The sequence below is a fragment of the Gelatiniphilus marinus genome (genome assembly GCF_042684345.1).
In the GTDB taxonomy this organism is placed as follows: domain Bacteria; phylum Bacteroidota; class Bacteroidia; order Flavobacteriales; family Flavobacteriaceae; genus Gelatiniphilus; species Gelatiniphilus marinus.
In genome coordinates this window covers 182,730-195,828 of sequence record NZ_JBHULK010000005.1, presented here as the reverse complement: position 1 = coordinate 195,828, position 13,099 = coordinate 182,730, and the positions used below count along the sequence as shown (strand labels likewise).

Sequence of the window (13,099 nt, the reverse complement as noted above, 5' to 3'; positions counted from 1 at the left end):
ATTTATTTAACATTTTTTATGGATAATGTAATGATTACCAGTTTATTCTGTAAATTTTAAAAATAATGCGTTAATTTTTAAGAATTTAACAATCTTATTTTCCAGATAAATCTGCTAAACTGGTGTTTCTGAAGACTTGAAGTGTATTGTCGCGTACCTGTACCATAAGTTTGTTAACGCTACATTTGTCTTCATCGGGGCAGTCGTCGCACTTTTCGTAAAAATTTAAGCTCACACAGGGTACCAATGCAATAGGGCCTTCTAGAACACGCATAACATCGGTCATTTTAACCGCGGCTGGTTGCTGCCTTAAATAATAGCCACCATGTTTACCTTTTTTAGAGCCTAAAATACCTGATTTCCTGAGGGTAAGCAAAATGCTCTCTAAAAATTTTGGCGGTATGTTTTCGTTTTCGGCAATCTCTGACACACGAACAGGATCTTCGTCTTCTTTTCTGGCCAAATAAGCAAGTGCTTTTAAGCCATATTTTGTTTTTTTGGATAGCATGGCGCTAATATAACTAATTACTTATTCTCTTTAAAATAAACTAAAACTCAGATAATTTTTTGTTATTTTAAAACTCAAACATATTCAAGCAATTTATTTAGAAGTTTATTTTATTATTTTTACTTAATCAACATATAACTTAAAACATGAAAACCCTTTTTAAAGTTTCTTTATTTCTTATTATTATCATTTTAAAACAAGGGTGTAAAGAAATCCATAGTGATCTCGAAAGTTACGAAGCTATCATACAAAAAAGTGCAGAAAAATATTCTGACATGAACAAAATAATATATCCTAAAATAAATAACAAAAACTTTATTCCCAGAACTATAAATAAAACCGGCGATGTTCGATTAGTAAATATATACGACTGGACTAGTGGGTTTTATGCCGGATCGCTTTGGTATTTAAACTTTTTAACCGAAGACAAAAAATGGGAAAAATTGGCTTTGGAATACACCAAAAAATTAGATTCGATACAATATTGGGAAGGCAACCACGATGTGGGGTTTATTATGGAATGTTCTTATGGGAACGCCTTAAAAAAAACCACATCAAAAGCATTTGAAAGCGTTATAGTGCAAACTGCAAAATCATTAGCCACTCGTTTTCACCCAAAAGCAGGCATTATTCAGTCTTGGAATTCTAATGAAAAATGGAATTGCCCCGTAATTATCGATAACATGATGAACCTTGAATTGCTTTTTCATGCCACAAAAATTAGTAGCGACTCAACATATTATAATATTGCGGTTTCTCATGCCAACAAAACAATAGAAAATCATTTTAGATCAGACAATAGCTCGTACCACGTACTCAATTATGATGTTAATACTGGTGAGATTTTAAACCGAAATACCCACCAAGGACTTACTGATGATTCTGCCTGGGCACGAGGACAAGCTTGGGGATTATACGGTTTTACTGTATGTTACAGAGAAACAAAAGATTCTAAATACTTAAATCAGGCCATAAAAATTGCTGACTACATTAAAACCCATCCTAATTTACCAGAAGATAACATTCCTTATTGGGATTATAATGCTCCAGCAAGTAACGAAACACCAAGAGATGCTTCTGCGGCAGCAATAACAGCTTCAGCTTTATATCAATTAAGCACTTTTACAAAATCAAAAGAAGATGGTAAAAAATATAAAAAATTTTCAGATGAAATTATGCAAAGTTTGTGCAGTCCAACCTATTTTGCAGATAAAGGAACTAATGCAGATTTTTTATTGAAACACTCGGTTGGAAGTATTCCCCATGGTGTAGAAATTGATGTCCCATTAAACTATGCCGATTATTATTTTTTAGAAGCCTTATACAGACTTAAAAACTTTAAATAATAATGAAACAATTAGCAATCGTATTAATTCTATTCATTATCCCTTTGAATATGTTTACCCAGAACTACCGAACAATTTGGGTTAACGAACTCACAAAAATGGCCGAACCTTATATATGCACCGGAAGTTTATACTTAACAGCCTTAGGTTTTTTAAGTTTAGGCTTACCCGAAAACCACTCATTTTGGACTTCTAAATCAGAGCCTTGGACTATGGTAAAGATTTGGCGTGGAGATGCTTCCGTTAAAAGAGATACCTATAAAAATTAACCTATTCTAAAGCCTGCCCCAAATCCGCAATAATATCATCAGCATGTTCCAACCCAACAGAAACCCGCACCAAACCATCGGTAATATTAGTTACTAATCTTTCTTCTTCAGATAATTTACTATGCGTTGTACTTGCCGGATGCGTTACAATAGTTCTGGTATCGCCTAAATTGGCAGAAAGCGAACACATTTTTAAGGTGTTTAAAAATTTACGTCCGGCTTCAATACCGCCTTTAACTTCAAAAGCAACAATATTGCCACCAAGTTTCATTTGTTTTTTAGCGACTTCGTACTGCGGATGCGATTTTAAAAACGGATATTTTACCCAATTCACTTTAGGATGATTTTCTAAAAACTCAGCAATTTTAAAAGCATTTTCGCAATGTTTATCTACTCTTACGGCTAGGGTTTCCAAACTTTTTGATAAGGTCCACGCATTAAACGGCGATAAAGCGGGCCCTGTATTTCTGGCAAACAAATAAATCTCTCTAATTAAATCTGCACTTCCAACGGTAACACCTCCCAAAACACGGCCTTGACCATCGATTAATTTGGTTGCCGAATGAATTACCAAATGCGCACCAAATTTTATGGGTTGTTGTAAATATGGTGTTGCAAAGCAATTATCGATTATTAAAATGAGATTATGCTTTTTAGCTATGTTGCCCAACACCTCTAAATCGATAATATCAATAGCTGGATTGGTTGGCGATTCGGCATATAAAATCTTGGTTTTTGGTGTAATAAAACTTTCAATGGTTTCGGGTTCGTTAATATTAAAATAACTGGTTTTAATATTCCATTTTGGCAAAAACTTAGTAAAAAGCGTGTGTGTTGAACCAAATACAGATCGTGCAGAAACAATATGGTCGCCACTATTCAACAAGGCTGCAAAGGTTGAAAACACCGCTGCCATTCCCGTGGCAAACGCGTAACCGCTTTCGGCGCCTTCCATTTTACAAATTTTATCGACAAATTCTGTGGTGTTTGGGTTGGTAAAACGGCTGTAAATATTGCGTTCTTTTTCTTCACTGAAAGAAGCTCGCATGTCTTCGGCGTCTTCAAACACAAAGCTCGATGTTAGGTATAACGGACTTGTATGTTCTAAAAATTCCGTGCGATTTATTTGCGATCTAATGGCTTCGGTTTCAAATTGTTTTTTGCTCACTTTTATTTTTTTAAATTTTTATTTTGGCATTCCCCTATCGGGTCGGGCTTTCCGCTGCAAGTCCTCGCACCTCCTTCGTCGGGCTGTGGGCTTTCCACTACAATCCCTAATGCACTTTTCTGTGGTGGTCTTTGTTAATCTTAAATTTTTAGCGCGTTTGCATATTTTAAGTTTTAAAAACCCACCCCCTAACACCTCCAAGTAAGAGATCTGTTACCGATTTTAATTAATATGTTTCGACAACCTTAAAATATCTCCAAAAACACCTCGTGCAGTAACCTCGGCGCCTGCGCCTGCGCCTTGAATAACTATGGGTTGCTCGCCGTAACTTTCGGTAAAAATCTCAAAAATGGCGTCGCTTCCTTTTACGTGCCCCAACGTGCTATCTTCTGGAATAGATACCAATTTTACTTCCAGGTTTCCTTTGTCTTTTGATAAATCGCCCGACAGATCGCCAACATACCTCAAAACATGTCCTGCTTCTTGATTATCTTTTATCTTCTGATATTGTTCATCTAAAACATTCAATTGGCTTAAAAAGGATTCCACAGAAATATTTTGATAGGCTTCCGGAATAAGATTTAACACCTCAACATCTTCAAATTCATTTTGCAAATCTAATTCTCTGGCTAAAATTAACAACTTTCTTGCAACATCGTTTCCTGAAAAATCTTCTCTCGGGTCGGGTTCGGTAAATCCTTTGTCAATGGTTTCTTGAATAATTTCGCTAAACGGTTTGTCTTGCACCGAAAAATTATTGAACAAATAACTCAAAGTTCCTGAAAATACGCCTCTAATTCTGGTTATGTTTTCTCCAGATTCGTGCAACAATTTAATGGTATCAATTAATGGTAAGCCAGCACCAACAGTAGTTTCGTACAAATATTGTTTGTTATGCTCTTTTAATTGCGCTCTTAAATTGGTATAAAAATCGTGCGAAATGGTATTGGCTATTTTGTTTGACGATACCAAATCGAAACCAGCCTCTATAAGCGGGATATAATTTTGATGAAAATCTGTGCTCGCTGTATTATCAACGGCAATTAAATTTTCTAAATGATGTGTTTCCGCGAAAGCGATAATGTCTTCAATATTACTTTTTAAACTTGTCGATTTTAAAGCTTCTTTCCAATTTTTATCAACGCCGTTTTTATTTAAAATAAGTTTTCTGGAGTTGGCAATGGCAAACACATTTAGGCTGATGCCTTTTCGTTTTTCAATCTCGTTTTTAGATTTTAAAATCTGATTTATCAACGCGCCACCAACGCCGCCATGACCAAAAATGGCAATATTTATCTTTTTTGAAATACCGAAAACCTCGCCGTGAATTACGTTAACCGCTTTGTGCAATTGGTCTTTTTTTACCACCAAACTCACGTTTCTGCCGGTAACCGTATTGTTGAAAAGCAACGGTGTAATCTGGTTTTTAATTAGGGCGTTAAACGGTTTATGAAACGAGCTTAACTCGATACCGATTATGGAAATAACCGACACATCGTCAACCACTTCAATTTTATTAACGTCTTGCGAGTAAAAATCTTTTTCGAATTCGCGCTCTAAGGCAATAACGGCTTGGGTTGCTTTTTGTGCATCTATAATTAAGCCAATACCGCGCTCCGACGAGCCTTGTGAAATAATGCTCACGCTAATGCCGTGGTCGCTTAAGGCTCTAAAAATTCTGGCATCGACACCAATTTTCCCCAACAAGCCGCGGCCTTCTAAATTCAACAACGCCACGTTATCTAAAACCGATAGCGAGGTTACTTCTTTAGAGCTTGGTTTGGCGGTAATTAAAGTGCCCTCATCGTCGGGATTAAAGGTGTTTAAAATACGAAGACTGATATTTTTTTCTACTAAAGGAATTATGGTTTTGGCGTGCAAAACGGTGGTGCCAAAATTTGCCAGCTCGTTGGCTTCGCTAAACGACAGCTCCCTTATTTTTTGGGCATCGGCTACCAAATCGGGATTTGCCGTGTAAATGCCGTTAACGTGGGTATAGTTTTGAAGCTCATCGGCATCTAAATGATTGGCCAATAATGCAGCCGAATAATTACTGCCGTTTCTGCCCAAAGTTGTGGTTTCGCCTCTTGAATTTGAAGCAATAAAACCCGTTACAATGTTAACGGTTTCGCCATTGTTTTGCTTAAAGTAATTATTAATATGCGCTTTGGTTTGCTGAGAAATAGGTTGCGCATTCCCGAAATTTTCATCGGTTTTTATCAGTTGTCTCGAATCTGTGGCTTTGGCTTTTATGCCGCTTTCATTTAGTAAAGCAGACACTAATTTAACCGATAGCAATTCGCCTTGTGCCAAAACTTCATCTTTAGTTTTCTGACTGTAGTCCCGTAATAAACTTACGCCTTCAAACAGTTTGTCGAGGGTTGAAAATTCTTCAGAAAAATCGATTGTTTTTAAAGGTTCTTTTTGGTAGGCTTTAAACGCTTGCAACGATTCTTGGTAATCTTCACCTTTTAAAGCTTTGTTTAAAATAGCTTCTAAATCATCTGTGGCATTGCCTCTTGCCGAAACTACAACGGCTATTTTTTCGCCATCGTTAACTTTGTTTTCTATAATGGAAAGCACTTTGTGCAAACCATCTCCATTTGCTAAAGATTTACCTCCAAACTTTAATATTTTCATTTTTCTTTTTTTAGAATTGGGCACGAAAATGCCTTCTATTATTTTTTCCAACTGCTCGTATTCTATTAAAAACGCATCGTGCCCGTGTACCGAATTAATTTCGTTGTACGTAACATTAGGGTTTGTAAGTGCCAACTGTTTGTGGGTTTGCCTGTTTTCTTCGGCAGTAAAAAACAAATCGGAATCGACTCCTATGATATGAATGTTGGCTTTTATGTTTTCTAAAACATTAAAATCGTTTGTTCTGTTTTTTGTAACATCGATGGTTTTTAGCAACTGATTCATTAATTTATAAGCAGAAAGCTGAAACCGTTCTTGCAATTTATTGCCGTGGTGAAGCAACCAGCTCTCGACATTAAAAATTTCTAAATCCTTATTTTTTGAACGGTGAAAACGCTCCTTAAAAGATTCCGGTGTTCGGTAACAGAGCATGGCGTGCATTCTGGCATCGTGCACTGGGTTTTTGGAATTTAACAAAAACTGCTCCTGTATTTGGCAATTTGCAATTAACCAATCGGTAGATTTCCAATCGGTAGCCACAGGTATTAAATGCTGCGTTAAATCTGGTTTTAAAACTGCCATTTCCCAAGCAATTCCGCCACCCAACGATCCGCCAATAATTGCAAACAATTGGTTTATTTTCAACTTTTCTAATCCCGTTAAAAACAGATTCGCAATATCTCTTGCTACAAAATCCTTATAGTTTTCAATAACAAAACCATCAAAACCGTTACCTGGGATATTAAAGGCTAAAACAGAGTAAAGCTTGGTATCGATAACCTTATCATCGCCTATTAAATCTTTCCACCAGCCATCATTTCCAGCCACATTGCTATTTCCTGTTAAAGCATGATTTACCAAAACTATTGGCGCGCTTCCCAGAGGCTTACCAAACACTTGATAGCTTAGTTTAATTTTAGATATTTGAACCTTGTTTTCGGTTTCAAAACCTTTAATGTTAATATGTTGTAATGGATGTTTCAATGCTTATTTTTTCTTTATCAAGACCAGTCAGGTTTTAGAAACCTGACTGGTCTGACTGGATTGGTTTTAATTAAATGGTTTTAAAAGCCGCTTTTAAATCTGCTTTTAAATCATCAATATCTTCAATACCGACTGATAGCCTGATTAAATCTGAAGACACACCTGCCGATGCTTGCTCTGCATCATCCAATTGTTGATGTGTTGTACTTGCTGGGTGAATAATAAGCGATTTAGTATCTCCAATGTTGGCAAGCAACGAAAACAATTTGGTATTATCTGCTATTTTCTTTGCCGCATCAAAACCACCTTTATGCCCAAAGGTTACAATACCGCTTTGTCCTTTTGGCAAATATTTATCGGCCAGTTTTTTATACTTGCTAGACTCTAAACCTGGGTAGTTTACCCAAGCCACTTCGTCTTGCGCTTCTAACCACTTTGCAATTTCCAGAGCGTTTTCGCTATGTTGTTTTATTCTAACTGGCAAGGTTTCTAAGCCTTGGATAATATTGAATGCGTTTGTTGGACTTAAAGCGCCACCAAAATCTCTTAGGCCTTCTAAAATTAATTTAAAAACATACGATGCCGCGCCCAAGGTTTCGTAATACTTTAACCCGTGGTAACCGGCCGATGGCTCTGTAAATTCAGGAAATTTACCATTGCCCCAGTTAAAGGTTCCGCCATCAATAATCGCTCCTCCTAGCGAAGTGCCTTGTCCGCCAATATATTTAGTTAAGGAATGGATTACAATATCGGCACCGTGCTTTAGTGGATTTAATAATACTGGTGTTGCCACTGTATTATCAACAATAAAAGGCACGCCAGCTGCTTTTGAGTGTACCGAAATGCCTTCCAAATCTAACACATCCAATTTTGGGTTACCCAACGATTCAACAAAAAAGGCTCTCGTATTATCTTGTACGGCATCAGCAAAATTTTCTGGGTTTGAGGCATCAACAAAGGTTGTTTTAATACCTAAACGAGGTAAGGTTACGCTAAGCAAATTGTACGTTCCGCCGTATAAACTACTTGAGGCTACAATATGGTCGCCGGCTTTTAACAAGGTTAGCAAACCAGTTGCAATTGCTGCTGTTCCAGAAGCGAACACTACAGCGCCTACGCCACCTTCAACTGCGGCCAAACGCTCTTGTAAAATTTGGTTTGTGGGATTGTTTAAACGCGTGTAAATAAACCCTAATTCTTGTAATGAAAATAGGTTTGCCGCATGATCTGAATTATTAAAAACATACGATGTGGTTTGGTAAATAGGAACTGCTCGTGTTCCTCCGTTTGTAGTTACATCGTGTCCTGCGTGCAATGCATTTGTTGCTAATTTTTGTGTGCTCATTTTTCTAATTTTTTTGAGTTAATAAATTGATTAAATCAAAAGTCAAAATGCACCATAAATGGTATACTTAATAGAAAAATGTTAAAAAGAAATTATTAAAATTACTGGACGTAATTTTTTGGTTATCTATCCTTGAGATTCTGAAACGCGTTCAGAACAGGGTAGAATTTAGCACCTTCCCCGAAAAATCGGGAGGTTGCTAAGGCTTCACAGGGTCTATTCCCTCCGCCTTTCTTGATAACATTCCAATAAGTTATTGAACTTTGTGAGTGCAAATATTCGTTCAGAAAAAATTAAAAACCTAATTTTTTTTATTTTTTTTTTTAAAATTATTGATTTTTCAATATTTGGACTTCAAATTTATTACTGATTACCAGACCAACAGGTTTGTTTTCAATTTTCGATTCCAGCCACGAAATGATGTCTAAATAAAGAAACGCTCTGCTTTCATAAGGATCGTCTTCAAACTGCTTCAATTTTTTATGAAGTTTTATAAATTCGGCTTTCACATCTTGGGGATAAATATCGCCCAAACCTCTTAAAAACTTGATGAATTCTTTTTGCACTTCGTATAAATCTTCCATTTTAATTAAAAACTTGTACGTGCTTTTTATTAAGACATCTAAATTGTAATCCATTCCGGCTTCGTAGTGGGCCACCAAGTTTAATATCCTTGAGAAACAGAGCAAGTCTTCGCGCATTTGCAACGATTTATTGCTTATTATCTTATCTAAAAACTGTATGCATTTTTTATTTTCGCCGGCACCAAAATACATGCTCGCTATTTTATAATAAAATACCATAACATGGTGCTCGTCTATGCGGTTTTTGTACTTGTTTAATTGTTCTAAAACGCTATCGATTAAGGGCAGCCCTTGGGTAAAGCTGCCTTCAATAAAATGCATATTTAGCTTATTGTTATAAATATACAAAAAGGCCAAACTTTCGTTATTATCGTCTAAAGGAAACCATTTTTCTGTGGTTATTTCTTCTAACTTAAACAAGGTTTGTTTAAATTTTTCATAGTGCCTTAAATAAAACAGTGCTTCTAGCAAATAATGGTTCCCTCTTAAAAAAAAGACCGGATTTAGCACGATCATATTTTTGTTTTCGTAAAACAGATCGACCCATTTTGAGGCATACTTATAACAGGCTAAAAAATCCAGGGTTAAAAAGCTGTACCACAAGTAAGCTTTGTAAAGCCATAATTTTTCTCTAAATCCTAATTTGTTTATGTCGTATTTTGGCAGTCTGTCATAAAAATATTTTGTAATGCGCTTATGCTCGGTATCGTTTTTTATGTAGCCTGTTTTTAAAAACAATCCGTATAACTGCAATGATAAATTAGACAATTTACTGGCCAATACATTTTGTAAGCTCAAGGTTTTTGCTTGTTTGGTTAGCTCGTCTGCCCTATTGCTTAAGCTTCGTGTTATGTATTGCGATTCGATTATTTTTTCGAGTTCTACAATTTCGTAAGCAACGTTTTTTTCTTCGTTGTTTATAGCCAAGGTTTTCGCTTTATCTAATATTTTAAGGCTTTGCTTATACAGGCCTTTGTGATATAAAATGGTGGCAAAATCGAGTTGCTCACGTATTTGGATCCTTATGTTTTGATGCGAGGGGTTAAGCCTTAAGCTAATAAGAATCTGTTTGTAAAGGTGTGCTTTTAAATTTGATAGTTGCTGTTTTTTTACAATGCCTTTTTTTAAAATAGCGGCTTCGTTGTAAACCGAAAGCTTATCGAGAATGTTAAAAAGCATCAAAAATTTAGAATCTTCGTTTACCCCTAATCTTCCCACATAAAGCTTAAATTGTCTTTTTTCAGATTTAGACAGCGATTTTACCAATACAAACAGATTATCTTTTTGCTCTTTTGTCATAATTACCAAAACGCGTTTAACTTTCTCACTTTCAATTGATTGCAGTTCAATAATTCAAGTTAAACATCGTAAAAAATGTATGTTTAATTCTCGTTTTACGAAACCAAAATATACATTCGTAGTGCAATACAAAAATATATTATACTAAATGTCTAATAATAACGTCCAAATTTTTGATACAACACTTCGTGATGGCGAGCAGGTCCCGGGCTGCAAACTCAACACTGAGCAAAAATTAATTATAGCCGAACAGCTTGACAGCTTAGGTGTAAACATTATTGAGGCTGGCTTTCCGGTGTCGAGTCCCGGTGATTTTAAATCGGTTGAAGAAATATCTAAAATTGTAAAACATGCAACAGTTTGTGGGTTAACACGCTCTGTTGAAAACGATATAAAAGTGGCTGCCGAGGCCTTAAAATATGCCAAAACACCACGAATACATACTGGTATTGGCACTTCGGAATCCCATATAAAACACAAATTCAAATCGACTCAAGATGCCATAATAGAACGTGCCGTAAAAGCCGTTAGTTATGCCAAATCCTTTGTTGAAGATGTCGAGTTTTATGCCGAAGATGCCGGAAGAACCGATAACGCCTATTTAGCGCGTGTTTGCGAAGCAGTTATAAAGGCCGGAGCTACGGTTTTAAACATTCCAGACACAACAGGTTACTGTTTACCACACGAATACGGTGCAAAAATAAAATACTTAAAAGAAAACGTAAAAGGTATTGATAAAGCTATTTTGTCTTGCCATTGCCACAACGATTTAGGTTTGGCAACAGCAAATTCCATTGAAGGTGTTATTAACGGTGCGCGCCAAATAGAATGTACCATTAACGGTATTGGAGAACGTGCCGGAAACACCGCTTTAGAAGAAGTTGTTATGATTTTAAAACAACACCCTTACCTAAATCTAGACACCAATATTAAAACCGAAATGCTATATGGTATTAGCCAATTGGTATCAGACAGTATGGGCATTTACACACAGCCCAACAAAGCCATTGTTGGTGCCAATGCCTTTGCGCATAGCTCTGGAATACACCAAGACGGTGTGATTAAAAACCGTGAAACCTACGAAATTATAGACCCTAAAGATGTTGGGGTAACCGAATCTGCCATTGTGCTAACAGCAAGAAGCGGCAGAGCAGCTTTGGCGTACCGAGCAAAAAATATTGGCTACGAATTAACAAAGCTTCAGCTAGATGAAATCTACACCAACTTTTTAGATTTTGCCGATAAAAAGAAAGAGGTTAACGACAATGACATACACCAAATTATAGAAAAAAGCAGAATTTATAAGGAAATTATTTCAACATAATTTAAAAAAATACTAGAGATTTGTTTCTAGTTTTCCGTTATTATTGTCATTTTTGTAAATCGATGCACATTAATTCTTAAATTTGAGAGTTAATGAACAAACGGAACACTTAATACAAATCTAAATGAAATTAAATATTGCCGTTTTACCAGGCGATGGTATTGGCCCAGAGGTTACCGTACAAGCCGTTAAGGCTTTAAAGGCCATAGCTATGGAATTTGGGCATATTTTCACTTTTAACTATGGCCTTGTTGGCGCTTCGGCAATAGACAAAACAGGAGAAGCCTTACCTAACGAAACCCTTAGCATTTGCAAAAACGCAGATGCTATTTTATTTGGCGCCATAGGAAGCCCCAAATACGATATGGATCCCGATGCCAAAGTACGTCCGGAATATGGGCTTTTGGGCCTCAGAAAATCGCTCGATCTCTATGCCAATATAAGACCCATTATCGCCTATGAGGATTTACTGTACAAATCTTCATTAAAAATCAAGCAAATACGAGATACCGATATTTTAATTTATCGCGAACTTACCGGAGGCATTTACTTTGGAGAAAAAAATTACACAAACCATTCGGCTTCCGACATATGCGAGTACTCCCGCTTTGAAATAGAACGCATTGCGCATTTGGCCTTTAAAGCAGCTCAATCCAGAAAAGGAAAGCTTACTTTGGTAGATAAAGCCAATGCATTGGCAACCTCCCGTTTGTGGCGCAAAGTGGTACAAGAATTGGCCTCCCAATACCCAGATGTTAAATTAGAGTTTCTCTACATAGATAATGCAGCCATGGAACTTATAATAAACCCAAGGCAGTTTGATGTTATTTTAACCGAAAATATGTTTGGCGACATCTTATCTGAAGAAGCCAGCGTTATTATTGGCACCATTGGTTTGTTGGCATCGGCATCTATAAACGACAAGCATGCCATGTTTGAGCCTGTACACGGTGCTTATGGTAAATTTGCCAACAAAGGTGTTGCAAACCCTATTGCCTCTATTTTATCGGCCGCCATGTTGCTGGAACATTTTGGGCTAGATAAAGAAGCAGATTTGGTGAGACAAGCTGTTGACAAGTCGTTGAAACTTCATATTACCACTCCAGACCTGAATATGAAATACGACAACATTAGCACCACAAAAGTGGGCGATTTTATTGAAGATTATATAAACAATCCCGAAGAAACCAACCTTAACTTTAAAAACATACACCTAGGGCAATCCACTATTATTTAAGCTATTGCCAAAATAATTTTTTGTTCATATTATAAAGTCCCATTTCAAAATAATTGGCCCAAAACAAATTGCACGCTTACAACTTTGGCAAACGCGCAATTATCAACTAAACCAACTCAAAAAAAAGTATAAAAAATGCAGGCAGCCCCTACTAATTAACATTTGGCACATGTGCTTTTTTAGTGTTTTTAAACACCTTGTTTATTTATTAATTCGCAACTTACCAAAACCTGTGATATTGCATACCACACCCTTCCATCGAAATAGAAAAAAAATGTGAGCATAATTTTAAACCCGATGTAACAAAAAAATGTTAAGAGCTTCTTATAATAACAGGCTGTGTGCAGATTTTTTATATTTTTGGAACAGTAATTGTAATTTCCTGCATACAGCAA

Annotated in this window: 9 protein-coding genes and 1 riboswitch; of the genes, 4 read left to right on the top strand and 5 right to left on the bottom strand. The window is 36.4% G+C overall.

What is annotated here, in order from left to right:
* Positions 1-94: 94 nt before the first annotated feature.
* Positions 95-508 (bottom strand): RrF2 family transcriptional regulator, encoded by a 414-nt coding sequence (locus ACFSQS_RS12815; protein ID WP_388019561.1) that lies wholly within the window; start codon positions 506-508, stop codon positions 95-97.
* Positions 509-654: 146 nt separating this feature from the next.
* Between ACFSQS_RS12815 and ACFSQS_RS12810 the strand changes: the two genes are divergently transcribed.
* Positions 655-1,854 (top strand): glucuronyl hydrolase, encoded by a 1,200-nt coding sequence (locus ACFSQS_RS12810; protein WP_388019558.1) that lies wholly within the window; start codon positions 655-657, stop codon positions 1,852-1,854.
* A 2-nt stretch (positions 1,855-1,856) separates the two neighbouring features.
* Entirely contained in the window at positions 1,857-2,123 is a 267-nt protein-coding gene (locus ACFSQS_RS12805) for a DUF2264 domain-containing protein (protein WP_388019555.1), read from the top strand.
* Position 2,124: 1 nt separating this feature from the next.
* Here ACFSQS_RS12805 and ACFSQS_RS12800 read toward each other — a convergent pair whose 3' ends face one another.
* From ACFSQS_RS12800 to ACFSQS_RS12785, 4 genes are all read right to left on the bottom strand, one after another.
* A complete protein-coding gene (locus tag ACFSQS_RS12800; RefSeq protein ID WP_388019552.1) occupies positions 2,125-3,291 on the bottom strand; it encodes a trans-sulfuration enzyme family protein in 1,167 nt (388 codons plus the stop codon).
* Between the two features lie 222 nt (positions 3,292-3,513).
* Positions 3,514-6,915: a bifunctional aspartate kinase/homoserine dehydrogenase I gene (gene thrA, locus ACFSQS_RS12795; protein WP_388019549.1), complete on the bottom strand. Its 3,402-nt coding sequence runs from the start codon at positions 6,913-6,915 to the stop codon at positions 3,514-3,516.
* A gap of 70 nt (positions 6,916-6,985) precedes the next feature.
* A complete protein-coding gene (locus ACFSQS_RS12790; protein WP_388019546.1) occupies positions 6,986-8,260 on the bottom strand; it encodes an O-acetylhomoserine aminocarboxypropyltransferase/cysteine synthase family protein in 1,275 nt (424 codons plus the stop codon).
* A 119-nt stretch (positions 8,261-8,379) separates the two neighbouring features.
* A riboswitch (SAM riboswitch) is annotated at positions 8,380-8,504 on the bottom strand.
* 85 nt (positions 8,505-8,589) lie between these two features.
* A complete protein-coding gene (locus ACFSQS_RS12785; RefSeq protein WP_388019543.1) occupies positions 8,590-10,143 on the bottom strand; it encodes a hypothetical protein in 1,554 nt (517 codons plus the stop codon).
* Between the two features lie 148 nt (positions 10,144-10,291).
* Here ACFSQS_RS12785 and ACFSQS_RS12780 point away from each other — a divergent pair, with 148 nt between their 5' ends.
* The gene (locus ACFSQS_RS12780) at positions 10,292-11,467 is read left to right on the top strand and encodes a 2-isopropylmalate synthase (protein ID WP_388019540.1); all 1,176 of its coding nucleotides are present in this window, start codon (positions 10,292-10,294) and stop codon (positions 11,465-11,467) included.
* Between the two features lie 124 nt (positions 11,468-11,591).
* Positions 11,592-12,704, top strand: coding sequence for a 3-isopropylmalate dehydrogenase (leuB, locus tag ACFSQS_RS12775; protein WP_388019537.1), 1,113 nt, complete (start codon positions 11,592-11,594; stop codon positions 12,702-12,704).
* Positions 12,705-13,099: the final 395 nt, after the last annotated feature.

Excerpts from the sequence above, each read along its gene's own strand:
- ACFSQS_RS12815 (WP_388019561.1), bottom strand. The coding sequence starts at position 508 with ATGCTATCCAAAAAAACAAAATATGGCTTAAAAGCACTTGCTTATTTG.
- ACFSQS_RS12785 (WP_388019543.1), bottom strand. The coding sequence starts at position 10,143 with ATGACAAAAGAGCAAAAAGATAATCTGTTTGTATTGGTAAAATCGCTG.
- ACFSQS_RS12780 (WP_388019540.1), top strand. The coding sequence starts at position 10,292 with ATGTCTAATAATAACGTCCAAATTTTTGATACAACACTTCGTGATGGC.
- ACFSQS_RS12810 (WP_388019558.1), top strand. The coding sequence starts at position 655 with ATGAAAACCCTTTTTAAAGTTTCTTTATTTCTTATTATTATCATTTTA.
- ACFSQS_RS12805 (WP_388019555.1), top strand. The coding sequence starts at position 1,857 with ATGAAACAATTAGCAATCGTATTAATTCTATTCATTATCCCTTTGAAT.
- ACFSQS_RS12790 (WP_388019546.1), bottom strand. The coding sequence starts at position 8,260 with ATGAGCACACAAAAATTAGCAACAAATGCATTGCACGCAGGACACGAT.
- leuB (WP_388019537.1), top strand. The coding sequence starts at position 11,592 with ATGAAATTAAATATTGCCGTTTTACCAGGCGATGGTATTGGCCCAGAG.